The organism is Microbacterium sp. CSI-V (assembly GCF_001984105.1).
Classification (GTDB): Bacteria; Actinomycetota; Actinomycetes; order Actinomycetales; family Microbacteriaceae; genus Microbacterium.
On record NZ_MTQM01000009.1, the window covers coordinates 546,276 to 571,613 of the forward strand.

Annotated in this window: 26 protein-coding genes and 1 tRNA gene; 10 read left to right on the forward strand and 17 right to left on the reverse strand. The window is 70.6% G+C overall.

All coding sequences use genetic code 11. From position 1 onward, the window contains the following. Positions 1 to 2: 2 nt before the first annotated feature. Positions 3 to 782: an SDR family oxidoreductase gene (locus CSIV_RS13380; RefSeq protein WP_077051871.1), complete on the reverse strand. Its 780-nt coding sequence runs from the start codon at positions 780 to 782 to the stop codon at positions 3 to 5. Beyond that, positions 779 to 2,167 (reverse strand): GntP family permease, encoded by a 1,389-nt coding sequence (locus CSIV_RS13385; RefSeq protein WP_077051872.1) that lies wholly within the window; start codon positions 2,165 to 2,167, stop codon positions 779 to 781. The genes CSIV_RS13380 and CSIV_RS13385 overlap by 4 nt, the downstream gene beginning before the upstream one ends. A gap of 139 nt (positions 2,168 to 2,306) precedes the next feature. Here CSIV_RS13385 and CSIV_RS13390 point away from each other — a divergent pair, with 139 nt between their 5' ends. The 7 genes from CSIV_RS13390 to CSIV_RS13420 all read left to right on the forward strand — a co-directional run bounded on the left by CSIV_RS13390 (position 2,307) and on the right by CSIV_RS13420 (position 8,206). Next, complete coding sequence (locus tag CSIV_RS13390; RefSeq protein ID WP_077051873.1) at positions 2,307 to 3,002, forward strand: FadR/GntR family transcriptional regulator; 696 nt, start codon at positions 2,307 to 2,309, stop codon at positions 3,000 to 3,002. Between the two features lie 27 nt (positions 3,003 to 3,029). Then, entirely contained in the window at positions 3,030 to 3,548 is a 519-nt protein-coding gene (locus CSIV_RS13395) for a gluconokinase (protein WP_077051874.1), read from the forward strand. A gap of 85 nt (positions 3,549 to 3,633) precedes the next feature. After that, positions 3,634 to 5,238: an NADP-dependent phosphogluconate dehydrogenase gene (gndA, locus tag CSIV_RS13400; protein WP_077051875.1), complete on the forward strand. Its 1,605-nt coding sequence runs from the start codon at positions 3,634 to 3,636 to the stop codon at positions 5,236 to 5,238. A 29-nt stretch (positions 5,239 to 5,267) separates the two neighbouring features. Then, positions 5,268 to 5,696, forward strand: coding sequence for a VanZ family protein (locus CSIV_RS13405; protein WP_139340710.1), 429 nt, complete (start codon positions 5,268 to 5,270; stop codon positions 5,694 to 5,696). Between the two features lie 22 nt (positions 5,697 to 5,718). Continuing rightward, complete coding sequence (locus CSIV_RS13410) at positions 5,719 to 6,453, forward strand: response regulator transcription factor (protein ID WP_077051876.1); 735 nt, start codon at positions 5,719 to 5,721, stop codon at positions 6,451 to 6,453. Positions 6,454 to 6,497: 44 nt separating this feature from the next. Continuing rightward, on the forward strand, positions 6,498 to 7,943 hold the full coding sequence (locus tag CSIV_RS13415; protein ID WP_077052666.1) for a sensor histidine kinase: 1,446 nt from the start codon (positions 6,498 to 6,500) through the stop codon (positions 7,941 to 7,943). A gap of 53 nt (positions 7,944 to 7,996) precedes the next feature. Then, positions 7,997 to 8,206: a hypothetical protein gene (locus CSIV_RS13420; protein ID WP_139340711.1), complete on the forward strand. Its 210-nt coding sequence runs from the start codon at positions 7,997 to 7,999 to the stop codon at positions 8,204 to 8,206. A gap of 42 nt (positions 8,207 to 8,248) precedes the next feature. Here CSIV_RS13420 and CSIV_RS13425 read toward each other — a convergent pair whose 3' ends face one another. From CSIV_RS13425 to CSIV_RS13450, 6 genes are all read right to left on the reverse strand, one after another. After that, entirely contained in the window at positions 8,249 to 9,802 is a 1,554-nt protein-coding gene (locus CSIV_RS13425) for an FAD-dependent oxidoreductase (protein ID WP_077051878.1), read from the reverse strand. Then, positions 9,802 to 10,677, reverse strand: coding sequence for an FAD:protein FMN transferase (locus CSIV_RS13430; protein WP_077051879.1), 876 nt, complete (start codon positions 10,675 to 10,677; stop codon positions 9,802 to 9,804). The genes CSIV_RS13425 and CSIV_RS13430 overlap by 1 nt, the downstream gene beginning before the upstream one ends. 4 nt (positions 10,678 to 10,681) lie before the next feature. After that, positions 10,682 to 11,185: a hypothetical protein gene (locus tag CSIV_RS13435; RefSeq protein ID WP_077051880.1), complete on the reverse strand. Its 504-nt coding sequence runs from the start codon at positions 11,183 to 11,185 to the stop codon at positions 10,682 to 10,684. A 111-nt stretch (positions 11,186 to 11,296) separates the two neighbouring features. Further along, positions 11,297 to 12,331 carry a ribose-phosphate diphosphokinase gene (locus tag CSIV_RS13440; RefSeq protein ID WP_076493865.1) on the reverse strand — a complete coding sequence of 345 codons (1,035 nt, stop codon included), beginning with the start codon at positions 12,329 to 12,331 and terminating at the stop codon, positions 11,297 to 11,299. Continuing rightward, on the reverse strand, positions 12,321 to 13,769 hold the full coding sequence (gene glmU / locus CSIV_RS13445; protein ID WP_077051881.1) for a bifunctional UDP-N-acetylglucosamine diphosphorylase/glucosamine-1-phosphate N-acetyltransferase GlmU: 1,449 nt from the start codon (positions 13,767 to 13,769) through the stop codon (positions 12,321 to 12,323). The genes CSIV_RS13440 and glmU overlap by 11 nt, the downstream gene beginning before the upstream one ends. 1 nt (position 13,770) lies before the next feature. Next, positions 13,771 to 13,842, reverse strand: a tRNA-Gln gene (locus tag CSIV_RS13450). 68 nt (positions 13,843 to 13,910) lie between these two features. Here CSIV_RS13450 and CSIV_RS13455 point away from each other — a divergent pair. Both CSIV_RS13455 and CSIV_RS13460 read left to right on the forward strand, forming a co-directional pair. Continuing rightward, positions 13,911 to 14,408: a MarR family winged helix-turn-helix transcriptional regulator gene (locus CSIV_RS13455; protein ID WP_077051882.1), complete on the forward strand. Its 498-nt coding sequence runs from the start codon at positions 13,911 to 13,913 to the stop codon at positions 14,406 to 14,408. Then, positions 14,405 to 14,917 carry a hypothetical protein gene (locus CSIV_RS13460; protein ID WP_077051883.1) on the forward strand — a complete coding sequence of 171 codons (513 nt, stop codon included), beginning with the start codon at positions 14,405 to 14,407 and terminating at the stop codon, positions 14,915 to 14,917. Before CSIV_RS13455 ends, CSIV_RS13460 begins: the two co-directional genes overlap by 4 nt. A gap of 42 nt (positions 14,918 to 14,959) precedes the next feature. Here the strand turns inward: CSIV_RS13460 and CSIV_RS13465 are convergent, their stop codons facing one another. The 7 genes from CSIV_RS13465 to CSIV_RS13495 all read right to left on the reverse strand — a co-directional run bounded on the left by CSIV_RS13465 (position 14,960) and on the right by CSIV_RS13495 (position 21,544). After that, complete coding sequence (locus CSIV_RS13465) at positions 14,960 to 16,750, reverse strand: ABC-F family ATP-binding cassette domain-containing protein (RefSeq protein ID WP_077051884.1); 1,791 nt, start codon at positions 16,748 to 16,750, stop codon at positions 14,960 to 14,962. A gap of 199 nt (positions 16,751 to 16,949) precedes the next feature. Beyond that, positions 16,950 to 17,864 carry an ABC transporter substrate-binding protein gene (locus tag CSIV_RS13470; protein ID WP_077051885.1) on the reverse strand — a complete coding sequence of 305 codons (915 nt, stop codon included), beginning with the start codon at positions 17,862 to 17,864 and terminating at the stop codon, positions 16,950 to 16,952. Between the two features lie 35 nt (positions 17,865 to 17,899). Next, positions 17,900 to 18,661 carry an ABC transporter permease gene (locus tag CSIV_RS13475; RefSeq protein ID WP_077051886.1) on the reverse strand — a complete coding sequence of 254 codons (762 nt, stop codon included), beginning with the start codon at positions 18,659 to 18,661 and terminating at the stop codon, positions 17,900 to 17,902. Next, the gene (locus tag CSIV_RS13480; RefSeq protein ID WP_077051887.1) at positions 18,658 to 19,338 is read right to left on the reverse strand and encodes an ABC transporter permease; all 681 of its coding nucleotides are present in this window, start codon (positions 19,336 to 19,338) and stop codon (positions 18,658 to 18,660) included. The genes CSIV_RS13475 and CSIV_RS13480 overlap by 4 nt, the downstream gene beginning before the upstream one ends. Further along, positions 19,335 to 20,159: an ABC transporter ATP-binding protein gene (locus CSIV_RS13485; protein WP_077051888.1), complete on the reverse strand. Its 825-nt coding sequence runs from the start codon at positions 20,157 to 20,159 to the stop codon at positions 19,335 to 19,337. Before CSIV_RS13485 ends, CSIV_RS13480 begins: the two co-directional genes overlap by 4 nt. A gap of 13 nt (positions 20,160 to 20,172) precedes the next feature. Next, positions 20,173 to 20,475 carry a DUF427 domain-containing protein gene (locus CSIV_RS13490; protein ID WP_077051889.1) on the reverse strand — a complete coding sequence of 101 codons (303 nt, stop codon included), beginning with the start codon at positions 20,473 to 20,475 and terminating at the stop codon, positions 20,173 to 20,175. 136 nt (positions 20,476 to 20,611) lie between these two features. Then, positions 20,612 to 21,544 carry a 4-(cytidine 5'-diphospho)-2-C-methyl-D-erythritol kinase gene (locus CSIV_RS13495; protein WP_077051890.1) on the reverse strand — a complete coding sequence of 311 codons (933 nt, stop codon included), beginning with the start codon at positions 21,542 to 21,544 and terminating at the stop codon, positions 20,612 to 20,614. 243 nt (positions 21,545 to 21,787) lie between these two features. Between CSIV_RS13495 and CSIV_RS13500 the strand changes: the two genes are divergently transcribed. Further along, positions 21,788 to 23,371: a stealth family protein gene (locus CSIV_RS13500; protein ID WP_077051891.1), complete on the forward strand. Its 1,584-nt coding sequence runs from the start codon at positions 21,788 to 21,790 to the stop codon at positions 23,369 to 23,371. Here CSIV_RS13500 and CSIV_RS13505 read toward each other — a convergent pair. Together CSIV_RS13505 and rsmA are read right to left on the reverse strand one after the other, a co-directional pair. Next, positions 23,322 to 24,257, reverse strand: a complete 936-nt coding sequence (locus tag CSIV_RS13505) for a phosphodiesterase (RefSeq protein WP_077051892.1) — start codon at positions 24,255 to 24,257, stop codon at positions 23,322 to 23,324. The genes CSIV_RS13500 and CSIV_RS13505 overlap by 50 nt on opposite strands. Before the next feature lie 214 nt (positions 24,258 to 24,471). Next, complete coding sequence (gene rsmA / locus CSIV_RS13510; RefSeq protein WP_077051893.1) at positions 24,472 to 25,311, reverse strand: 16S rRNA (adenine(1518)-N(6)/adenine(1519)-N(6))-dimethyltransferase RsmA; 840 nt, start codon at positions 25,309 to 25,311, stop codon at positions 24,472 to 24,474. Positions 25,312 to 25,338 lie beyond the last annotated feature (27 nt).

The window sequence follows — 25,338 nt, forward strand, 5'->3', positions numbered from 1 at the left end:
GGTCAGACGACCGCGGTCATGCCGCCGTCGACGAAGATGTTCTGCCCCGAGACGAAGCTCGACGCGTCGGAGGCGAGGAACAGCAGCGCCCCGTCGAGTTCGGCGAAGTCGCCCCACCGGCGGGCCGGGGTGCGCTGAGTGAGCCACGCGGTGAACTCCGGGTCGTCGACCAGGTCGCGGTTCATCTCGGTCGCGAAGTACCCCGGAGACAGCGCGTTCACCTGGATGCCGAAGCGTGCGAGGTCGGCGGCCATACCGGCGGTCAGCTGAGCGACGCCGCCCTTCGTCGCGGAGTAGGGCGCGATGGTCTGTCGCGCGAGCCGCGACTGCACCGAGGCGACGTTGACGACCTTGCCGGAACCGCGGGCGACCATCGCCGGGGTGACGAATCGCGAGACGTAGAACACTCCGGAGAGGTTGGCCGCGACGATGTCGTCCCAGTCGGCGACCGCGAACTCGTGGATCGGCGCCCGGCGCTGCACGCCCGCGTTGTTGACGAGGATGTCGGGCACGCCGACGTCTCGCAGCAGAGCGGCGATCGCACCCTCGACCGCCACGGCGTCGGTCACGTCGAACGTCACCGCGTGCGCGGGACGACCGGACAGCTCCTCGGCTTCGGCGCGGGTCTGCTCGACCGCGGCCGCGTCGCGACCGTGCACGACGACACGCGCCCCGCGGCGGGCCAGGGTCAGGGCCAGCGCACGGCCGAGGCCCCGCGACGACCCCGTGACGAGGGCGAGACGGTCGGAGACGTCGAACAGGTCGGCGGGGGAACCGGTCACAGGAGCGCTCCGATGCCGAACACGGCGAGCGCCGCGAGGAAGCCGAGCACCGACTCGATGGCCTGCTGCACGGTCCACGTCTTCAGCGTGGTCTTGACGTCCATGCCCATGAGGCGGCCCACCAGCCAGAAGCCGGAGTCGTTGACGTGACCGGCGAACACCGATCCCGCCGCGGTGGCGAGGGTGATCGCGACGACCTGCAGGGGCGAGAAGTTCCCCGCCAGGACGGCGGGCGCGGCGAGACCTGCCGCGGTGACGAGGGCGACGGTGGCGGAGCCCTGAGCGAGACGCAGGATCACGGCGATGATGTACGCCGCGACGATGACCGGCAGGCCCAGGTCGCTGAGGCTGTCGGAGAGCGCGTCACCGATGCCCGAGGCGCGCAGGACGGCACCGAACATTCCACCGGCGCCGGTGATGAGGATGACGGATGCCACGGGTCCGAGCGCCGAGTCCACGACCTTCTCGAGCGCGGTGCCGTTCTCGCCGCGACGGAAGCCGAACACGACGGTGGCCACGAGCACGGTGATGAGCAGGGCGACGGGCGAGTTGCCGAGCAGGACGAGCACCTGCACGAGGGTGTTGTTCTTGTCGACCACGCCGGCGGCGGAGAGCGTCGTCAGCCCGGTGTTCAGGAAGATGAGGAGCATCGGCAGGAGCAGGACCGCGATGACCGTGGCGGGCTTCGGCGGGTTCGCCGGCTGGTCGGCATCCACGTCGCCGAAGAGCGCGGGGACGGGCAGGACGATGCGGCGGGCGATGAACTTCCCCCACAGGTAACCTGAGAGGTACCAGATCGGGAAGGCGATGATGAGGCCGACGATGAGGACCAGTCCGAGGTTGGCGCCGTAGAGACCGCTCGCGGTGACCGGACCCGGGTGCGGCGGCAGGAAGACGTGCATGACCGAGAAGGCGGCGGCGGCGGGCAGACCGAACAGCAGCACGTTGTTGCCCGAGACTCGGCGCGCGATGGCGAAGATGATCGGCAGCATCATGACGAGCCCGGCGTCGAAGAACATCGGGAACCCGAGGATGAGCGAGACGATGCCGAGCGCGAACGGCGCCCGCTTCTCGCCGAAGATGCGGACGAACGTCTCGGCGAGCGACTGCGCGCCGCCGGAGTGTTCGATCAGACGTCCGAGCATCGCTCCGAGCGCCACGAGCAGCGCGACCGTCCCGAGCGTGCCCCCGAATCCCCCGGTCAAGGTGGTGACGATGGCCGAGACGGGGATGCCGGCGGCGAACGCGGTGGCCAGCGACACGATGATGAGGGCCAGGAAGGCGTGAACCTTCAGCCAGATGATGAGCACGAGGATGAGCGCGATCGCGCCCGCGGCGATGGCGAGCAGTGGCGCCGTGCCGAGTGTCTGGGTCCAGTCGTCCAAGAGATCTCCGTTGATTCAGGGTGGCGCGGCATCGGGCAAGCTGTGATTCGACCCGCACCTACGGGTGAGTGAGGGCATCTTCACACAAAGATCGTATCTTTGACAAGATAAGGTCGTACCAAAGACCTAAGGAGGGGTCATGGCCCGCGCGTCGCACGGATCACTGGTCGATGCCCTCGGCATGCGCATCGTCGACGGGGAGCTCCCCCCGGGCCACGTCCTCACCCTCGCCGCCCTGGAGGCCGAGTACGGCGTCTCCCGCACCGTCGTGCGCGAGGCCGTGCGCGTGCTGGAGGCGATGGGCATGCTCGAGCAGCGACGCCGGGTCGGCATCACCGTGCGTCCCCCCGCGGACTGGAGCGCCCTGGACACGCGACTCATCGGCTGGCAGCTCGCGGGCAAGCGCCGCGACCAGCTCATCGCGAACACCACCGAACTCCGCGCCGCGATCGAACCGGTGGCCGCACGACTGAGCGCTCGCCGCGCGACCGACCTGCAGCGCGGGGAGATCCTCCGCCTCGCCGAGGAGCTCGAGCGCCTCGGCGCCGCCGGCCTCGGCAACTCGCCCGAGTACCTCGCGGCCGACATCGCCTTCCACGACCTCATCCTCGTGTCCAGCGGCAACCTCATGCTCGCCGCCGCACGCGCCCCCATCGCCGCCGCGATCGAGGGACGCGCGATGCACGGGCTGACCCCCGGCATCCCGAATCCCGAAGCGCTCGACAACCACGTCGCCACCGCCGCCGCGATCAGCCGGGCCGACGCCGACGCCGCCGAGGAGCACACGCGGCTCTACGTCGCCGCCGTGCTCACCGAAGTCCGTCGCTCCATCTGACCCCTTCCCCCGACGAAGAGAGAAGCCATGACCGCCACCGCCCCGATCCTCGTCTTCATGGGCCCTGCCGGCACCGGCAAGTCCACCGTCGCCGGGATGCTCGCCGGCCGCCTCGGGTGGGACTTCCAGGAGGGCGACGACCTTCACCCCGCGGTCAACGTCGCGAAGATGGCGGCCGGGCACGCGCTGAACGACGACGACCGCTGGCCGTGGCTCGACCGCGTCGCCGCGTGGATCGACGGCGAGGTCGCCGCGGGGCGCTCCGGCGTCATCACGTGCTCGGCTCTCAAGCGCAGCTACCGGGACGTGCTGCGCCGCGACGGCGTGACCTTCGTGCTGCTCATGGGCGACCCGAAGCTCGTGCTCGACCGTCTCCTGCGCCGCCAGGGCCACTTCATGCCGCCCGCCCTGCTCACCTCGCAGTTCGAGACCCTGGAGATCCCGGATGCCGACGAGCAGGCGATCCAGATCGACCTCGACCTGACGCCGGGCGAGCAGGTGCAGGAGGTCATCGACCGCCTCCGGCTCACGCACAGCCCGTCCTGAAACACCCGCGGGCCGAGCCGATAAAGTGGCGGAGGCGGCCCGTGTGAGCCCGCCCACCCCCTCGCACCTGAATACGGAGCAACGCATGACGTCGACCACTCCCCCGACCGGACCTTCGACCGACCAGGATCAGGCCCCTCATCAGGCCGCCCAGGTGCACGAGGGTGCGCCCGGCATCGAAGAGGTGGAGCGTCCCACCGCCGAGGCCGACTCCCGCCCCCAGGGCGACGGCGACGGCCGCGCCAACATCGGCGTCGTGGGCCTCGCGGTCATGGGCTCGAACCTGGCGCGCAACCTCGCCAGCCGCGAGGGCAACACCGTCGCGATCTTCAACCGCAGCCACGACAAGACCGAGCACGTGCTCGCCCAGCACCCCGAGGCGAACTTCGTCGCCTCCTTCTCGTACGAGGACTTCGCCGCGTCGCTGTCGAAGCCCCGCACCGCGATCATCATGGTCAAGGCCGGCCGCCCCACCGACTTCGTCATCGACGAGCTGGTGAAGGTCTTCGAGCCGGGCGACATCATCGTCGACGGCGGCAACGCCCTGTTCACCGACACCATCCGCCGCGAGAAAGCCGTCCGCGAGACGGGAATCAACTTCGTCGGCATGGGCGTCTCGGGCGGCGAAGAGGGCGCACTGCGCGGTCCCTCGATCATGCCCGGCGGCTCCGACGAGGCCTGGGCCACGCTCGGCCCGATCCTGAAGTCCATCGCCGCGATCGCCGAGGGCGAGCCCTGCGTCACGCACGTCGGCCACGACGGCGCCGGCCACTTCGTCAAGATGGTGCACAACGGCATCGAGTACGCCGACATGCAGCTCATCGCCGAGGCGTACGACCTCATCCGTCGCGCCACGGGCAAGACCCCCGCCGAGATCGCCGACGTCTTCGCCGAGTGGAACCGCGGCGAGCTGGAGTCGTACCTCATCGAGATCACCGCCGAGGTGCTGCGTCAGACCGACGCCGACACGGGCAAGCCCCTCGTCGACGTCATCCTCGACCAGGCCGGCGCCAAGGGCACCGGCGCCTGGACCGTGCAGACCGCCCTCGACCTGGGCGTGCCCGTCTCGGGCATCGCGGAGGCCACGTTCGCGCGGTCGCTGTCGAGCCACCCCGAGCAGCGCGAGGTCTCGGGCGACCTCCCGGGCCCCGACATCTCGGAGGGCGTCGTCTTCCTCGAGGGCGAGGATGCCGACACCTTCATCGAGCAGGTGCGCCTGGCGCTGTACGCCTCGAAGATCGTCGCCTACAGCCAGGGCTTCGACGAGATCCGCGCCGGCGCAGCCCAGTACGACTGGAACATCGACCTCGGCGCGGTGTCGAAGATCTGGCGCGGCGGCTGCATCATCCGCGCGCAGTTCCTCAACCGCATCGCCGAGGCCTACGACGCCGAGCCCGGACTGCCCGTGCTGCTCACGGCGCCGTACTTCGTCGAGGCCCTCGGCCGCGCTCAGACGCCGTGGCGCAACATCGTGTCGCTGGCGGCGGCCGCCGGCATCCCGGCTCCCGCGTTCAGCTCGTCGCTGGCCTACTACGACGGCCTGCGCGCCGAGCGTCTGCCCGCCGCCCTCATCCAGGGTCAGCGCGACTTCTTCGGTGCGCACACCTACCGCCGCATCGACAAGGAGGGCACGTTCCACACCCTCTGGTCCGGCGACCGCACCGAGATCGAGGCAGAGGACACGCACTGACGACAGCGCTCACGAGGCGGCGGCGGGCGGTGCTCGTCGCCGCCTCGGCGCTGTACGCCTTCGGGCTCTGGTGGATGACGCTGCGCCCCACGCCGTACGACGACGGCACCGCGGGAGTGCTCCGCGCGTTCCTCGGACTCCTCGCCTCCTCGCCGGCGACGGCGTGGGTCACCTTCGGCGTCGTCGAGTTCGCCGCCAACGTCGTGATGTTCGTCCCGTTCGGGGTGCTCGCGATCCTCTGGGGCGGGGCCTGGTGGGTCGGCATCCTGAGCGGTCTGGCCACGAGCGCGGTGATCGAGACAAGCCAGGCGCTGTTCCTGCCGACGCGCGTCGCCGACGCGCGCGACCTCCTGGCGAACACCCTCGGCACGGCCCTCGGAGTCGTCATGGGACTGCTCGTGGCGCGCGCTGTCCGTCTTCACAGCGAGCGCATAGCCGACGCCATAGAAAGCTCATAGATACCGGCGCACAATGAGAGCCATGACCGCAACGGCCCCTGCTCCCGCCTTCACCCGCCCGGACGGCAGCGCCCTCCGCGTCCTCGTCGTCGACGACGAGCAGATGCTCACCGACCTGCTGTCGATGGCCCTCCGCATGGAGGGCTGGGAGGTCCGCACCGCGGGCTCCGGCTTCGACGCCCTGCAGTCCGCCCGCGACTTCGAACCGGATGCCATGGTGCTCGACATCATGATGCCCGACCTCGACGGGATGGCCGTGCTGCAGCGGCTGCGCCACTCGGGCAACGACGTTCCGGTGCTCTTCCTGACCGCGAAGGACGCCGTCGCCGACCGGGTCGCGGGGCTCACGGCGGGGGGCGACGACTACGTCACGAAGCCCTTCAGCCTCGAAGAGGTCGTGGCGCGGCTCCGCGGCCTCATGCGCCGCGCCGGCACCGCCTCCACGCGCGACTCCGAGCCGATCCTCCGCGTGGGAGACCTGTCGCTGAACGAGGACAGCCACGAAGTGGTCCGCGCGGGCACCGAGATCGAGCTGACCGCCACCGAGTTCGAGCTGCTGCGCTTCCTCATGCGCAACCAGCGCCGCGTCGTGTCGAAGGCGCAGATCCTGGACCGCGTCTGGAACTACGACTTCGGCGGGCGCTCGAGCGTCGTCGAGCTGTACATCTCCTACCTACGCAAGAAGATCGATGCGGGCCACGAACCGCTCATCCACACGGTCCGCGGCGTCGGCTACATGATCAAAGCGCCTCAGTGACCCGACAGAAGGCGCGCCACCGCTGGACGCTGCAGTCGCGCCTGATGGTCGCGGTGATCGGCATGGTGGCGTTCATCCTGGTGATGATCGCGGTGTCCACGAGCGCGATCATCACGGGCGTCCTGCAGACGAACCTCACGGCGCAGGTCGCGGCCGCCGGCAACAACGTCGCGGTCGGACCGACGAGCACCGCGAGCGATGTCCTCGCCGGGGGCCCGTTCCCCGACGGCACCGTGCTCGTGCTGCGCAGCGCCAGCACGGGCGACACCGGAGCCTACGTCGACGGACGGTCGGTGAAGGCGCTCGACGACGAGCAGGTGAGTGAGATCCGCGACGCCGTCGCGAACGCCGTCACGACCGGGGCCTCCTCCTCCGACACCGTCGATCTGCCGGGCCTCGGGGATTACCGCATCGGCGTGCGAGGGAACCAGTTCGGGACCGTCGCGGTGCTCGGACTCCCCCTCAGCCAGATCACCGCGACGATCGGCACCATCCTCACCACGGTCGCCCTGGTGACGGCGGGCGGTCTGCTGCTGCTCTCCGCGATCATCGCGGTCGTCATCCGCGTGGGCCTCCGGCCGCTGCGCTCCGTCGCCGAGACCGCCACCCGGGTGGCCTCCATCCGGATGGACCAGGGCGACGTCTCGATCGACGAACGCGTGCCCGAGGAGCAGGTGGACGAGCACAGCGAGATCGGACAGGTCGGTCTGGCGCTCAACTCGCTGCTGGACCGGGTCGACGCCTCGCTCGCCGCCCGCCAGCGGAACGAGGAACTGATGCGCCGATTCGTCGCGGATGCCAGCCACGAGCTGCGGACGCCTCTGGCATCCATCCGGGGGTTCTCCGAGCTGTCGCTGCGCGCCATCCGCCAGTCGCAGGACGACGAGAGCCGCCAGCGCATCGCGATGGCCGTGGAGACGACCGAGCAGTCGCTCGAGCGCATCCAGGCGCAGTCGCTGCGGATGACCACGCTCGTCGAGGACCTGTTGCTTCTGGCGCGCCTGGACGAGGGACAGGAACTCGTCTACGGCACCGTCGACCTCACGCGTCTCGCGGTCGAGGCGGTCGGCGACGCGCGCCCCGCCGGCCCGGATCACGCGTGGTCGCTCGACGTCGACGACGAGCCGGTGGAGCTCGCCGGTGACGCGGCGCGCCTGAACCAGGTCGTGGCCAATCTGCTTGCCAACGCCCGCACGCACACGCCCGCCGGGACGGAGGTCACGGTCTCGGTGACGCGTGAGGGCGAGGATGCCGTGCTCCGCGTGCACGATGACGGTCCCGGAATCGACCCGTCCGTGGCCCCCCAGCTGTTCGCGCGGTTCTCCCGCGCCGACCGGTCGCGCGATCGCAAGACCGGCGGCACGGGACTCGGGCTCTCGATCGCGAAGGCGATCGTGGAGGCCCACGACGGCACGCTCACAGTGCAGAGCACACCGGGCGACACGACGTTCGAGATGCGACTCCCGGCCAAGCCCGCCGACCCGGTGTGACGCGGGCGCAGAGATCGCCCGCATCCGCCCTGCCCGGTCTGATCGTCGGGATCATGGTTTTCGTCGCCGGAGTGGCCATCGTGGGGTATCGCCGACCGGTGTACGCAGCCGCGGCGCGAGCGGAGGCGCGGTGGTTCACGAGGGGTTCCGCCGACCGCGCTCCGCGACTCCGGGGCCCCTTCCCGGTCGCCCTCGTCGGTGCGTTCGGTGCGCTGGCGGGTGTCGTCATGATCGGCTACGCGCTGCGGGGGCTCTCGGGCTGATCGCCCGGACGGCGATTCGCGGGAACCGGACGCCGGCCTTCGTCAGTACCCCGCGAAGGCGTCGGTGGTGAGCGACCTCGCGCGCGACAGCGCGGGGGCGAGCGACGCGATCAGCCGCGGCGGTCCGGACACGTACGCCGTGCGCTGCGCGATGTCGGGCACCGCGCGCAGGAGCGCCTCGGCATCCACCCGGTCGGGACCGGCCCACACCCACCCGGCGGGAAGGTCGCGCGGCTCGTCGCGGGAGAACACGACCACGGGGATGCCGGCGGCCGCGATGTCGTCGCGGAACGCGAGCTCGCTCGCTTCGGAGACGACGTACACGAGCACGACGTCGCGGGTCTGACCGGTCGCCGTGAGGTGACGCAGTTGCGAGACGAACGGCGTCACACCGATGCCGGCCGCGACGAGGAGCACCGGGGACGTCGGACGCGACGGAAGCACGAAGTCGCCCCACACGCCCGTCACGGCGAGCGTGCCGCCGACGGGCACGTCGGCGAGGGCTCGCTTGTACGACGACTGCGAGCCGTCCTTGAAGGCGATGCGCACGGTCGGCAGGTCCTCGGGGGCCGAGGCGATCGAGAACTCCCTCCGCGTGCCGCGGGCGTCGGGACGGCGGTGCGGCACGTCGAGCTCGAGATACTGCCCGGGCGAGAAGGTGAACGACCGCGCGGCCCGGAACGTCAGCTCGCGCACGGTCGGGGTGAGGTCGCGTCGCGCCTCGAGCCGGAGTCGCACGGCGGCGCGCAGGCAGAACAGGAACGCCACGAGATTGCCCACGAGCAGGGCGCGCTCCTGGCCGAGGGTGATCCCTCCGAGCGCGATCGGCCAGCCCGCGAGCACGCCGACGACGACGGCGACGACGAACTGCTGCCGGCGACGGGGAGGCAGGGTCAGCGGCTCGGACAGCATGAACGCGCCGAGGAACAGGAACGGCGACGAGAACGCGACCTGCACGAGCACCGCGGGAACGTCGACGGGGAAGCCCGCCGCCTGGAACTGCACGGTCGTGCGGACGAAGGCCACCACGGCCGCCACCAGCCAGAACACCGCCACGATCGCGAAGCGCTCGGTGCGCGCCAGGAGCAGGATCCCCAGCACCAGCACGGGACCTGCGAGCCAGGGCGACCCCACCCACCACGCCGACGCGCCGAGGTCGGGCGCCCAGATGCCCACGATCGTGAGCACGGTCGCGCCCGTCGCCGCCGGGTTGAAGATGTGCCGCCCGCGCCACGCGAGCACGTACTTCGACAGGGATGCCGCGACCCCGGCGAGCACGAGCCCGGCGAGGCCCAGCGGCTCCACGGTCGGGCGTACGACGAACAGCAGGATCGCGGCCGTGATGAGCGAGGATTCCAGGCGCCGTGGCATCCGGAGCACGCTCTGCGCGACGAGGTCGGTGAGGCCGCACGCGAGGGCGAGCACCACGGCGCTCACGAGGATCTCGAGCGGGTCGGGGACCACGAGTCCCACGAACGCCAGGGCGAGGGCGATGAGCGTCAGGAGGCCCAGCGACGCCAGCACGAGCCGGTACATCGAGACGCGGCCGAGGACGCCGAGGACCCGGGTCGAACCGGCGGTCAGGGTCGCACTCATCAGAAGATCTCTCCCTCGAATCCGGGCGACCACTCGACGCGGCCGTCGGTGCGCATACGCACCCAGGGTGCGTTCCAGGCGGCCGCGAGCTCGGGACCGCCGTCGAAGAACAGGGCCGTCGCCAGGGCGTCCGCGCGCATCGCGGTGTCGGCGACCGCCCAGGTGGCCGCGTACGCCTGGACGGGCGCTCCCGTGCGGGCGTCGAGGACGTGGTGGAGCCCGTCGCCCCACGCGCGGCGCGTGATGGCCGAGGCGCAGAGCGCCGCATCGCGGACCTCCACGATGCCGATCGCGCGGGTGGGGTCGTACGGGTGCTCGAGTCCGATGCGGACGGGCGCTCCGCTCACGGCGAGGTCTCCCGAACCGTCGACGATCACGTCGCCGTCGACATCGGTGCGGACGACCTCGAGCACGCGGTCCACCAGTCGCCCCTTGCCGAGCGCGCCCACGTCGAGCGTGGCGGGGCGGGACAGCGAGAGGAGGCCGCTCCCCCACGTCACGACCGCCCGCCAGTCCGGCGCGGGCTCCGGCGACCCCCACGGCGCGAGCGTCAGGCGCGCGTCGTACCCGAGCCGGGCCAGGGCGTCGCCGACGAGCGGGTTCACCGCCCCGCGCGTCGCGACGTCGAGTTCGTCGTAGAGCGCCAGCATGGCATCCGTGTCGCGAGGCGCGTCGATGGATGCCACGCGTCCCTCCGCGAGCGAGGACACCAGCGAGTCGCCGCGGAAACGCGACCACTCACGGTCGAACCCGTCGACGACGTCGGCGACCGCGGCGCGCGTGGCCCCGGGCAACGGCTCCGCCGTCTCGATCGCCCAGGCGGTCCCGATCGCGTCGAACGTCCACACCGCACCGGTCGCGGTCGCCGAGGTCACGAGATCAGGCCTTCGCCTCGGACTTGATCGTCTCGAGGGCCGTCATGAAGCCGCCGCTGGTGAGCGAGGACCCCGCGACCTTGCTGACGGAGATCTCGTCGACGTTCTTGCCGACCACCTCGTCCTTGATGCCCCCGATGAACTCGCTCTGGTAGCGGCGGGATTCCGCCGCCTGCGGGTCACCGGTCACCGTGACATCGGTCACCGTGTCGCCCGCGATGGTGAGGGTCACGTCGACCGTCTCGACGCTCTCGGGGGTGGCGTACTGGCCCGTGGCCTCGTACGTGCCGTCGGTGTAGACGGTGCTGGACGCCGCGGCGCTGGTGGACGCCTCGGCCGTGGCGCTCGTGCTCGGCGTCGAGGACGCCGCGGGAGCAGACGACGATTCCGCGGGCGCGGCCGCGTCGGCGTTGCCGCCGGAGCATCCGGCGAGGGTGACCACTCCGGCCACGCCCAGGAGGGCGGTGCCGATGCGGACGGGGCGGGGGACGGCAGTCGTTCGGATCATGAGGGTCCTCTTTCGGTCGTGCCTCGCGGAGCGGTCGTGCTCACGATGAACACACGATCTCGAAACGGACCTGGTTCAGACCTCACCGAACCTATGAGTGCGCCATGAATGTCAGGCGTCGCCGCCGAACATGCTGGTGACGGAACCGTCCTCGAAGACCTCGTGGATCGCGCGCGCGAGCAGCGGCGCGATCGGCAGGACCGTGAGGCGGTCGAACCGGCGCTCGGGGGGCAGCGGGACGGTGTCGGTCACGACGACCTCGTCGATCGCGGGGTCCTGCAGACGCTCGGTCGCGGGGTCGCTGAAGATCGCGTGCGTCGCGGCGACGATGACCTTGCGCGCACCGCTCGCCTTGAGCGCCTGCGCGGCCTTCTGGATCGTGCCGCCGGTGTCGATCATGTCGTCGACGAGGAGGCACGTGCGGCCCTTCACATCACCGACGATCTCGTGCACCGAGACCTGGTTCGCGACCTTCGGGTCACGACGCTTGTGGATGATGGCAAGGGGGGCGCCCAGGCTGTCGGACCACGTGTCGGCGACGCGCACCCGACCCATGTCGGGTGAGACGACCGTGAGGGTCTCGCGGTCCTCGCCGGTGAGGCCCTGTTCGAAGTGCTCGAGGAGGACGGGCTTGGCGAAGAGGTGGTCGACGGGGCCGTCGAAGAAGCCCTGGATCTGCGCGGCGTGCAGATCGACGCTCATGATGCGGTCGGCGCCGGCGGTCTTAAGCAGGTCGGCGATGAGGCGGGCGGAGATCGGCTCGCGGCCGCGGCCCTTCTTGTCCTGACGCGAATACGGGTAGTACGGCGCCACGACCGTGATGCGCTTCGCCGAGGCGCGCTTGAGGGCGTCCAGCATGATCAGCAGCTCCATGAGCCACTCGTTGACCGGCGGGCCGAACGACTGCACGACGAACACGTCGCAGCCGCGGATCGAGACCTCGAAGCGCGTGTAGATCTCGCCCGAGGCGAAGGTCCGGTGCTCGGTCGGCGCGAGCTCGGTGCCGAGGTGACGGGCGACCTCGTGCGCGAGCTCGGGGTGCGAGCGACCCGAGGCGACGACGAGCCGCTTCTTGGTCTTGGCGACGAGCCCGGGGGCGATGCCGTTGTCGCGGTCGAGATCTACACGGTTCTTCTTACGAGCCATCGCGCGCTTCCTGTTCACCCCGGGCCCGCACGGCCACGTCGGCCGCTCCGGTGCCCGGTCGATTCTTCTCGACCCACCCCTCGATGTTCCGCTGGGGGGCAACGCTGAGTGCCAGGGCACCGGCGGGGACGTCCTTGCGGATCACTGCACCGGCACCGGTCTTGGCGCCATCCCCAATCGTAACGGGCGCGACGAAGACGTTGTGCGAGCCGCTGTGCACCTCGTCGCCGATGACGGTGCGGTGCTTGGCGATGTCGTCGTAGTTGGCGGTGATCGCTCCGGCGCCGAGATTGACGTTCCGGCCGATCTGGGTGTCGCCGATGTACGACAGGTGCGGCACCTTGCTGCCCTCGCCGATGGAGGAGTTCTTCACCTCGACGAACGTGCCGACCTTGCCGTTCACGCCGACGCGGGCGTTGGGTCGGAGGTACGCGAACGGGCCGACCGTCGCGCCGGCTTCGACGACGGCGAGGGTCGCGTCGGTCCGCGTGATCGAGGCGTCCTCGCCGACCTCGCAGTCCACCAGGCTCGTGTCCGGCCCGATCGTCGCGCCCGCGGCGATCACCGTGGCCCCGCGGACGTGCGTGTTCGGAAGAAGCGTCACATCCGGCGCGAGCACCGCGGTGACGTCGATCCACGTAGTGGCGGGGTCGACGACCGTGACGCCCTCGCGCTGCCAGTGCCGCACGGTGCGGGCGTTGAGCGTGCGCCCCGCCTCCGACAGCTGGATGCGGTCGTTCACCCCGAGAGCGGCGGACGCGTCGGGAGTGATGGATGCCGCGACGCCCAGTTCCGCATCGCGCAGCAGGGCGATCACGTCGGTGAGGTACTTCTCGCCCTGGGCGTTCGCCGTCCCGACCCGCGCGAGCTGGTCGCGCAGCGGAGCCGCCCGGAAGACGTAGACGCCGACGTTGATCTCGGTGACCGCGGCCTCGTCGGCGGTGGCATCCTTCTGCTCCACGATCCGGCGCACGCCGCGGGCGTCGTCGCGGATGACCCGGCCGTACCCCTGCGGGTCGTCCACGTGAGCGGTGAGGAGGGTGACCGCCGATCCTCCGGAGCGGTGCGTCTCGACGAGGTCGGCGAGCGTGTGCGTCTGGAGCAGCGGGACGTCGCCGCTGAGGACCAGCACGTCACCGGCGAAGTCCTCGAGCGCGCCGAGGGCGGCCTCGACGGCACGACCGGTGCCGGGGATCTCGTCCTGGTCGACGATGACCACGCCCGGCGCCAGCTCGGCGACGGTCTCCGCGACGCGGTCGCGTTCGTGCCGGACGACCACCACGATGCGGGCGGGATCCAGGGATGCCGCGGTGTCGAGCACGTGACCGACGAGCGGACGGCCACCGACGGCGTGGAGGATCTTCGGGGTGCGCGATCGCATGCGGGTGCCTTGGCCCGCGGCGAGGACGACGACGGCGAGCTCGGTCGATGAGGTCATGCTCCGCCGCCAGGATTCGAACCTGGACCTAACAGCTCCAAAGGCTGTCGTGCTGCCGTTACACCACGGCGGACCGTGCCCGCGGGCACCGGTCAAGTCTGCCAGACGGCGACGGCGGGGCGTTCTCGACATAATGAACGGGTGAGCCGGGACAGCGACGAAGTCGATCGCATCGTCGAGGCGTGGGTGCGGCAGCGACCCGACCTCGACTTCTCGCCGCTCGAGGTGCTCTCGCGCGTCGCCCGCCTCTCGCGGCACCTCGACATCGCGCGCAAAGAGGCGTTTCGGCGCAGCGACATCGAGTCGTGGGAGTGGGACGTGCTCTCGGCCCTCCGCCGTGCGGGCGAGCCCTACCAGCTCAGCCCCAAGCAGCTGCTGCAGCAGACGCTCGTCTCCAGCGGCACGATGACCAATCGCATCGACCGGCTCGTCGCCCGCCGGTTCGTCCGACGCGAAGCCGACCCCGGCGACGGACGGAGCATCCTGGTGACCCTCACCGACGACGGCCGCGTGCGCGTGGATGCCGCGATCACCCGCCTCGTCGACGCCGAGGCACTGCTGCTCGAGGGGCTCTCCCGCGGAGACCGCGACCGGCTCGCGACGCTCCTGCGCAAGCTCAGTCTGGGGTTCGACGCGTGAGCGCCACCGTGTCCGCGCCGACGCCGTGGCAGCGGGTGAAGGCGTGGCTGGACGTGCGGTTCCGCTCCCCCTCGGCGATCTACGGACTGATCGTGTTCACGACGTTCGTGACCCTCGCCGACGACGAGGCGCACGACGTGGCCGAGGTGCTGCTGAACTCGACCTCGACCCTGATCGTCTTCTTCATCGCGCACGTGTTCGCCCACACGTTGACCGACCACGGTGACCACGGCTTCCGCGGGTCGACGCGCAACGCTCTCCGCCACGCGGCGGGGATGCTCTACGCCTCGGTGCCGTCGATCCTCGCCCTGGCGTTCGGCATCGCCACGGGTCAGACCGTCCCGGACGCCGTCGACAACTGCATCACGGCGATGTTCGTGGTCCTCGCGATCCTCGGGTACCACGCGTTCCGGCGCCGCGGCTACCGCGTGTTCGGGCGCATAATGGGCGCGCTCGCGACGTCGTTCCTCGGCATCGTGATCGTGATCCTGGAGGTCGCGGTCCACTGACGCGGCGCGCGCCGCGAACGCCGAGGCGACCGGGACGGCGCTTCAGCCGATGGCCTCGGTGAGTTCGAACCAGCGCAGTTCCAGTTCGTCGCGCTCGGACTCCCACTGCGAGATGCGCTCCATCTCTCTGCCGAGCCCCACGTAGTCGGCCTGGTCGTGGTCCGCGAGGGCCGCCTTGGCCCGGTCGATCTGCTGCTGCAGCTTCTCGATCTTGCGCTCGGCGGCCGAGACCTCCTTCTGCGCGGCCCGGAGGTCGGCCCCCTGGAGACCCGCGGATGCCGCGGCCGCGGTCGCCGTGGACCGTTGCGGCTCGGCATCCTGGATCGCCCGCAGGCGCAGATATTCGTCGACCCCGCCCGGGAGGTGGCGCAGGCGCGCATCGAGGATCGCGTACTGCTGATCGGTGACGCGTTCGAGGAAGTAGCGGTCGTGCGAGACGACGATGAGGGTGCCCGACCACGAGTCCAGCAGGTCTTCCATCGCCGCGAGCATGTCGGTGTCGAGGTCGTTCGTGGGCTCGTCGAGGATCAGGACGTTCGGCTGATCGAGCAGGATGAGCAGCAGCTGAAGGCGCCGCTTCTGCCCGCCGGAGAGGTCCTTCACCGGCGTGGAGAGCTGCGCACTGGAGAAACCGAGACGCTCGAGCAGCTGGCCGGGGGTCAGCTCCTGCGCCTTGGAGCCCGCGCCGAAGCTGTACGTCGTGCGGAGCCCCGCGATCACCACCCGCACGGGGTCGTTCAGGTGCTGCTCGAGCTCGTCGAGACGCTGGGTGAGGGTCGCGACCTTGACGGTCTTGCCGCGCTTCACGCGGCCCGCGGTGGGCTCGAGGGTGCCGGTGATCAGACTCAGCAGGGTGGACTTGCCGGCCCCGTTCACGCCCAGGATGCCGGTGCGCTCACCGGGCGCGATGCGCCACTCGATGTCTTTCAGCACCGTCTTGTCGCCGTAGGACACCCCCGCGTCCAGCAGATCGACCACGTCCTTGCCCAGGCGCGCGACCGCGAGCGACTGCAGGGCGACCTTGTCGCGGATCTCGGGTACGTCGGCGATGAGCTCGTTCGCCGCGTCGATGCGGAACTTCGGCTTCGAGGTGCGCGCCGGCGCCCCGCGGCGAAGCCACGCCAGCTCCTTGCGAGCGAGGTTCTGACGACGCTGTTCGATGGATGCCGCCTGGCGATCGCGCTCGACCCGCTGCAGGATGTACGCCGCGTACCCGCCCTCGAAGGGCTCGACGATGCGGTCGTGCACCTCCCACGTCGCGGTGCAGATCTCGTCGAGGAACCACCGGTCGTGGGTCACGACGAGCAGGCCCCCGGCGCTCGGCGCCCAGCGCTTCTTGAGGTGACCGGCGAGCCAGGTGATGGCCTCGACGTCGAGGTGGTTGGTCGGCTCGTCGAGGAACAGCACGTCCCAGTCGCCCGACAGCAGCTTCGCCAACGCCACGCGACGACGCTGACCACCGGAGAGGTCGCCGAGGCGCGCGTCCCACGGGAGGTCGCCCAGGAGTCCCGCGATGACGTCGCGCGTCCGCGCATCGCCGGCCCACTCGTGCTCGGCGCGGTCGCCGACCACTGCGTGCCCGATCGTGTCGTCGTCGTCGAGGGTGTCCTGCTGGTCGAGGACGCCGACCGTCACTCCCCCGCGCACGGTCACGCGTCCGCCGTCGGGCTCGCGGATGCCGGCGAGCATGCCGAGCAGGCTCGACTTGCCGTCGCCGTTGCGGCCGACGATGCCGATGCGGTCTCCCTCGTTCACGCCGAGCGAGACGGAGTCGAACACGACCTTGGTCGGGTATTCCAGGTGCAGGGCTTCGCCCCCGAGCAGATGTGCCATATCCGTCTTAGGCTACGCGGCCCGGGCGGGGGCGAACCGCGAGAGTACATCCGGCTGACGAAACCCGCGCAGCCTGCGGGGGGGGGGGTCGTCAGGCACGTGCGGTCTCACGGGGACGGGCGTGCGCGAGCGCCCGACCACCGGAACGGACAGCGGGGCCGCCCGGAATCCCGGACGGCCCCGCTGGTGTGGCGTCGGCTCAGAGGTTGTTGTCGGCGAGCCAGGCCTTCGCGATGTCGGCCGAGGACTGCTGGTCGACGGTCGACTTCACGTTCAGTTCCACGAGACCCTCGGGGGTGAGGGCGGCGGAGACCTTGTTCAGGATGTCGGACACCTGCGAGGCGACCTTCGAGTTCACGACCGGGACGACGTTCGAGGCCAGGAACAGGCCCTTCGGGTCTTCCAGGGTGACGAGGTTGTCGGTCTGGATGCGCGGGTCGGCGGTGTAGACATTCGCGACCTGGATCGTGCCGGCGACGAGGTCGTCGACGGTGGTCTCACCGGTGGGCGAGAACTGCACGTCGACACCGTAGGTCGACTTCAGGCCCTGCGGGCCGTACGGGCGCTCGGCGAGCTCGGCGTTGCCGCCGAGGGTGAGGCCGGTCGTGACCTTGGACAGGTCGGCGATCGAGGTCAGGCCGTTGGCATCCGCGAACGCCTTCGTGACCGTGTACGAGTCCTGGTCGGTGGCCGTCGACTGGTCCAGGACCTCGAGGCCTTCGGGCAGCGCCGACGGCAGGGCCGCGTAGACCTCGTCGGCGGTCCGGGCGGTGGTCGCGTCGTCGAAGAACTGCAGCAGGTTGCCGCTGTACTCCGGGAACACGGTGACGGTGCCGTCCTCGAGCAGCGGGATGTACGCGTCGCGCTGACCGATCTGGAACTGACGCTTGACCGTCAGACCCGAGTTCTCGAGAGCCTGCGCGTAGATCTCGGCGATGATCTCGTTGGAGAAGTAGGCCTGCGAGCCGACGACGATCTCGGCGGACGAGGCGCTGGCGTCGCCGCCGTTGTTGCTCAGGGGATCGCTCGAGGCGCCGCAACCGGCGAGGGCGAGCGAGGCGACCGCGAGTCCGGCGAAGACGCCGAGACCCTTGCGAGTTCGTGCTGTGAACATGGGTTCCTCTTTCTGGTGGTGGGGAGTCGGGTGAGTCAGGGGGTGCTCGGCGGCGCGGCCGGGGCTCCGACCGCGATCGCCTCGGCGCGACGCTCGCGCGCCGATCGCGTCCGCGGAGAGGCGGCGCCCGCTGCCCGGATGCCGCGCGGGACGACGAGGTGCTGCAGGAGGGCGAACAGACCGTCGATCACGAGCGCGAGCACCGCGACGAGGATCGCGCCGCCGATCAGGATGTCGAACCGGCGGAGCGGGATCGCGGCGATGATGTACTGCCCGAGACCGCCCAGACCGATGTACGCCGCGATCGTCACCGTCGCGAGGACCTGGAGGGTGGCGGCGCGGATGCCGCCGACGAGGAGAGGCAGGCCGAGCGGCACCTCGATCCGCCAGAGGATCTGCGCCTCGGTCATGCCCATCGAGCGTCCGGCGTCGATCACGCGGCGGTCGATCGCCTCGAAGCCGGTGTAGGCCCCGGCGAGGAGCGACGGGATGGCGAGGACGACGAAGGAGATCACCGCAGCCTCGGGCTTGTGCAGCACGCCGAGAAGCAGGGTCAGCAGGATGAGGAGCCCGAAGGACGGGATCGCGCGCGCCGCGCCCGCGATCGCGACCGCGGTCTCGCGCCCCCGGCCCGTGTGACCGATGTACCACCCGAGCGGGATGGCGATGGCGCCGGCCACGACGATCGAGACGAGCGTGTAGAGCAGCTGCACGCCGATCGCGGCGGGGATGGAGTCGAAACCGGTCCCGGGGTTGCCGGAGAAGATCCAGGCGATCGCTTCGCTGATGAGGTTCATGCCTTCACCAACGTCCGGTTCGCCTGGCGCGAGACGGTCTTGGTGCCGCGGGTCCAGGGCATGAGCAGGCGACCCGCGATGATCAGGAGCAGGTCGATCACCAGGGCGATCACGACCACCGCGAGCACGCCCGTGAAGACCTCGGGGATGATCCGTCTCTGCAGACCGTTGGTGAACAGGTACCCGATGTTCTGGATGCCGACGAGGATGCCGACCGTCGCCAGGGCGATCGTGCTCGCCGACGCGACGCGGAGCCCCGCCAGGATCACGGGACCTGCGAGGGGGAATTCCACCGCCCAGAAGCGGCGGAACGAGCCGTATCCCAGGGCGGTGGACGCCTGCCGGACACCGGCGTCGACCGAGTCGAGGCCGTCGGCGACGGCGCGCACCAGGATGGCGACGGCGTAGATCGCGAGCGCCACGATGAGGTTGGTCTCACTGACGATCGAGTACCACCCGGTGATCACGGGCATGAGGATCAGGAGGGCGAGCGAGGGGATCGTGTACAGGAGTCCGGTGATGGTGATGACGCTGCTGCGCACGAGCCGGTAGCGCCACGCGACCCACCCGAGCGGCACGCTCAGGACGAACCCCACCACGAGCGCGATCAGGCTCTGGCGGAGGTGTGCCACCGTCAGCTCCCCGATCAGGCCGAGGTTGTTGAGGACCCAGGTCACGCGCGCGGCTCCTCCACGAGCGCACCCTGCGTGCGTCCCTCGGCATCCACGACGACCGTGCCGCGCTCGGTCGTCTTCAGTCTCAGGGCGCGCTTGCCCTTGACCGCGCCGATGAAGCTCGCGACGAAGTCGCTCGCGGGGTTCTCGATGATCTCGCTCGGCGCGCCCACCTGGGCCACGCGCGCGCCCTTCTCGAGCAGGACCACCTGGTCGCCGAGCAGGAAGGCCTCGTCGATGTCGTGCGTCACGAACACGATCGTCTTGCCGATATCGTTCTGCAGCCGGATGAGCTCCTGCTGGAGTTCGTCGCGCACGATGGGGTCGACCGCGCCGAACGGCTCGTCCATGAGCAGGATGTTCGGGTCGGCGGCGAGGCCGCGGGCGACGCCCACGCGCTGCTGCTGACCGCCGGACAGTTGACTCGGGTAGCGGTCGGCCATCGCCGTGTCGAGCCCGACGGTCTCCATGAGCTCGAGGGCGCGCGTGCGGGCCTTCTTGCGGTTCTCGCCCTGGAGCACGGGCACCGTGGCGATGTTGTCGGCCACCGTGAAGTGCGGGAGGAGGCCGGAGTTCTGCATGACGTAGCCGATGCTGCGCCGGAGCTGCACCGGCGGCCGCGACGCGATGTCGTCGCCGTCGATCGTGATCGTGCCCGCAGAGGGCTCCACCATCCGGTTGATCATGCGGAGCAGCGTCGTCTTGCCGCACCCCGACGATCCGACGAAGACGGTCGTCTTGCGGGACGGGATGACGAGACTGAAGTCGTCGACGGCGCGGGTGCCGTCGGGGAAGACCTTCGAAACGCTCGAGAACTCGATCATGCGCGTGCCCGACTCAGTCGGAGACCACGACCTTCCGGTCGAAGGCGACGTATCCCGCGAAGTCGGTGCCGACGCGGTCGACCGCACCCGGACGCAGGTCGGGGTAGGACCACGCGCCGTCGCGGAGCTCGGCACCGTCGAGGGCGACGTTCCAGTACTGGGCCGCACCCTTCCACGGGCAGGTGTAGGGGGTGGGGCTCTGCGACAGCGCACCCTCACGGACCGCGCTCGGCGGGAAGTACCAGTTGCCCTCGATCGAGACGAGATCGTCACGGTCGGCTTCGGCGATGACCACGCCGTCGAGTTCTGCCTTCATGGGAGTTCCCCTTTCGTGGCCGCTCGCGGGCACAGCACCCGCCGGTGCGGGAGCACCTCGACCGAGGCTACTGAGGGCCACCGACACGAAACGCAAGATTGCCCCGTGTGACGACCTGGGCTATGGTGCGGCGCGGTCAGACCACGCGCGCGCCGGAAACGGGCCCGTGAACGTGGAGGGCGTGGAACCCGGCCGCGCTCAGGGTGACCTGCAGGTCGATCGCCGCGGTCTCATCCGCGGCCAGGAACGCCAGGGTCGGACCCGAGCCCGACACCAGCCCCGCGAGAGCTCCGGAGCGCTCTCCCCGCTCCAGGACGCGCGCCAGATCGGGCCGCAGGTGCAGCGCCGGAGCCTGGAGGTCGTTGCGCACGGTGGCGGCGAGCATCCGGGCATCGCCCTGGCGGATCGCGTGCAGCACGTCGGGATCGACCGCCGGAACGCGGGGCGCCGGTCCGATGTCGACCGCGTGCCGCTCGCGATGGGCGTCGAGTTCGCCGTAGACCACCGGCGTGGACAGCCCGTGATCGTTGGGGACGAGCACCCAATCGAAGCGCCCGGACGCCAGCGCGGGGCTCAGTTCATCACCCCGGCCAGTTCCGACGGCGGTACCGCCGAGCAGCGCGAACGGCACGTCGGCGCCCAGCTGCGCCGCCAGACGCGCGAGGTCGGCGGTCGGCATCCCGATGCCCCACAGCGCGTCGCACGCGACGAGTGCCGCCGCGGCGTCCGCGGACCCGCCGCCCATGCCTCCGGCGACCGGGACCGCTTTGCGCACCGACAGGTGGACGCCCGCCTCGATCCCACTGACACGGGCCAGCAGCCGAGCGGCGCGCACCGCGAGGTTGCGCTCGTCGGTGGGCACGCCCTCGACGTCGACCGCGGACGTGCCGGCGATCTCGATCGTGACGTCGTCGGACGCGGTGGCGGTGATCTCCTCGTAGAGCGAGACCGCCTGATAGGCGGTGGCGACCTCGTGGTACCCGTCGTCGGCGACATCGCCGACCTCGAGGAAGACGTTGATCTTCCCGGGCGCGCGCACGCGCACCGGAGCCGGGGTGTGAGCGCTCATCGCCGACCCCGCATGGCCGTGAGTCCGCACGCTCCACCGTGTGCGAAACTGGAACGTCGGACCGACATCCCCCGACCCGCTGACGACGGGTCGACGGCGGCCGGTCCGGAACGGGCGATCTCACTCACTCTTCGACAGTAGCGCCCCCCTCACCGCCCTTCGGCGCCGTCGCCGAAACGCGGACGTAACGCCGGCTCCCTACGGTGTACGAACCCGTCCCCACATCCCCCGAGGAGGCACAGTATGCGATCGATGGTCCCCCTTTCTGTCGAGACCGACCCGTGGCGCGCCCTCCTGTCGAGGGATGACATCCGCATGGTCGACGGCATCCTGCACGTCGTCGACGACACCCGCACCCCCGCCGACGCCGAACGCGACGACCTGCTCACGGTCGCTGCGGCGATCGAGGCGGCGGGCGTCGCGGTCATGCTGGTCCGGGATGCCAATCGCCGCCCCAAGATCGTGGTCGACACCGCGCACGCCGAGGTCGCCCTGGCCGCACTCCGCGATCCGGACCTCGGCCCCGTCTACCTGAAGGCCCGCGGCGAAGACCCGGTGCCCGCGCACAGCGTGGTCCCGAGCCGCAACGCCGTGGAGGCGTACGCGGTCTTCCGCCCGCGCACCTCGATCGAGGGCTCGTACCGCTACGGTGCCGCGCTCGCGCCGCGTCTGGAACTGTGGCGGTTCGGTGCCGAGACCATCGAGGCGCCGCGCCCGAGCGCGCTGACGCGCCGGAAGTTCGCGACCGCCGACCTGGACGTCGTCGAGGTCGAGCGCTACGGGCGCCGCTGGCGCACCGTCGCCGGCATGTTCGATCCGCACCCCAACGAGTTCACCGAAGACGTCGACATGGTCTTCTCCTGGGTGGACGGCTCCTCCAGCGAGTTCCAGCGCCAGCGCGCGGCCCGCATGAAGGGATACGTCGTCGGCGACGGCGACGACAACGCCGCGCGCTACCGCCAGGTCGACGAGCTGCGCTACGCCCTGCGCAGCGTCCACATGTACGCGCCGTGGGTGCGTCGCATCTTCATCGCGACCGACTCGCCGACGCCCGAGTGGCTCGCCGATCACCCCAAGGTCACCATCGTGCGCAGCGAGGAGTTCTTCGCCGATCCCTCGGTGCTGCCTACGCACAACTCGCACGCCGTCGAGGCGCAGCTGCACCGCATCCCCGGTCTCGCCGAGCACTTCCTGTACAGCAACGACGACATGTTCTTCGGCCGCCCGGTCACCCCCGAGCTGTTCTTCAGCGGGGCGGGGATCAGCCGCTTCGTCGAGAGCGGCATCCGCATCGGCAGCGGCGCCCCGCACGTCGGCCGTTCCGGGCACGACAACGGGCTGCGCGTGAACCGCGCGCTGCTCGAGGAGCGGTTCGGGCGCGTCATCACCCTCGACCTCGAGCACTGCGCGACGCCGCTGCGGCGCTCCGTGGCGTACGAGCTCGAACGCGAGTTCGCGGACGACTACGCCCGCACGGCGGCGAGCCGCTTCCGCTCGGCGACCGACATCTCCGTCACCAACAGCCTCTACCACTACTACGCGCTGGCCACCGGCCGGGCCGTCATCACGACCGAACCGCGTACCCGGTACGTCCAGACGACGCAGCTGGACTCGCTCCGCCGGATGGAACGCCTCGTCACCGGACGCGACACCGACATGTTCTGCCTCAACGACGGCAGCGTGCCCGAGATCCCCGAGGAGGTCCGGGTGCCCGCGCTCCGCGCGTGCCTCGAGCGCTACTTCCCCGTGACGGCGCCGTGGGAGAAGTCCGAGGCGGTCAGCGCAGGATCGGCAGCGGCGTCGTCGGCGGCGACACCCGGCCGCTGAGTTCGCCCGCGGTCGGAACGGCGATCCCGGCCGACCGCAGGCGTTCCTGCGACTCGGCGGCGTCGACGTACTGCAGGACCTCGGCTGTGCCGACCGGCACGACCGAGTGCACGATCGTCTCGTCGTACACGTGGACGAGGTTGAATCCCTGCGCGCCGTCCTGCGGGCGCGTGCCGCCGACCGGCACCATCAGGTCCTGCGTGTAGCAGGTGGCCGAGGCCACCGACACGGGGATGCCGGCGAAGGTGGCGAACGTCGAGTAGTGCAGGTGGCCGGCGAGGATGGTCCGGACGTCGCTTCCCCGCAGCACGTCGGCCAACGAGCGCTGATCGCGCAGCTCGACGGTCGCGGCGAGGTCGAGGACGCTCGGCACCGGCGGGTGGTGCATGGCGAGGATCGTGCCCAGCGGTGCGGGGACCGACAGCACGTCGGCGAGCCACGCGCGCTGCGCCGCGGTGACCTCGCCGTGGTGCTGCCCGGGCACCGAGGTGTCGAGCGTGATGATGCGGAGGCCGTTGAGCTCGTCGACGCGGTCGACCGGCGCCTGCGGATCGGCGGAATCGCCCGGGAGCAGATGGGAGCGGAACGTCGCGCGGTCGTCGTGGTTGCCCATCACCCAGATGACCGGTGCGCCGATCCGGGCGGCGGCCGGTTCGACGATCGCCCGCACCCGGGCGTAGGCGTCACCCTCACCGAAGTCGGCGAGGTCGCCGGTGAAGACGAGACCGTCGGGACGGATGCCGGATGCCTCGATCGCGGCGATCGCCTGGGCGAGGTGCGCCTCGGAGTCGACGCGGTCGTACAGCGGGGCACCGCCGGCGCGCAGGTGGGTGTCGCTCAGGTGCAACAGCACACGTTCAGCACGCGGATATTCGGCGTAGCGCATCTCGTTCCCTTCGGGTCGTCGGGTGCGACCTCTGACCGGCGTGATGCTCCCGGTTGGGCTGAAATGTTACCGGCATGTTTCAGGAACATGTGATGAACACGGCAAGAAGTTACGCCGTCGCGATCCGCGTGAGTCGCCAAGATTTGTCGCCTCCGCCCGCGGAGAAGCGACAAATCTTGGCGACTCACGCGACGACATCGCGGAGCAGGGACGATCAGCCGCGGGCGATCCGCACGAAGTCGTCGATCGACAGCTGCTCGCCGCGCAGCGTGGGGTCGATCCCCGCCGCCTCCAGAGCCTCCGACGCCGCGGCGGCCGACCCGCCGAGCACGCTCGACAGCGCCTGCCGCAGCATCTTGCGGCGCTGCTGGAACGCGGCATCCACGATCGCGAAGGTGCGGCGCCGCAGCTCCTCGTCGCCGCGGGACTCGGCATCCCGTTCGAATCCGACCAGCACGCTGTCGACGTTTGGAACCGGCCAGAAGACCTGGCGGGAGACCGTTCCGGCCAGGCGCCACGGACCGTACCAGGCGGCCTTGACGCTTGGAGCGCCGTACACCTTCGACCCGGGCGGGGCGGCGAGCCGCTCCCCCACCTCGGCCTGCACCATCACGACCCCGCGCTGCAGGAACGGGAAGGTCTCGAGGAAGTGGAGCAGCACCGGCACGGAGACGTTGTAGGGCAGGTTGGCCACCAGCACCTCGGGCTCACCGGGCAGGTCGCGCACCTGCAGGGCGTCGGCGTCGATCACGGTCAGGCGGTCGACGGGGACGCCGTGGGCGGCGGTCGTCTCGGGCAGCCGCGCGGCAAGGCGGTGGTCGATCTCCACCGCGACGACCGACGCCCCCGTCTCGAGGATCGCCAACGTCAGCGATCCGAGGCCCGGCCCGATCTCGACCACACGATCGGATGCCTCGACCTTCGCCGCCTGCACGATCTTGCGGACGGTGTTGGCGTCGACGACGAAGTTCTGGCCCAGCTTCTTCGTCGGCGTGACGTCGAGGTCGGCGGCGAGCCGGCGGATCTCGGAGGCGCCGAGGAGCGAAACGGGCATTGTTCCACTGTAACCAGGGCGGCCGCC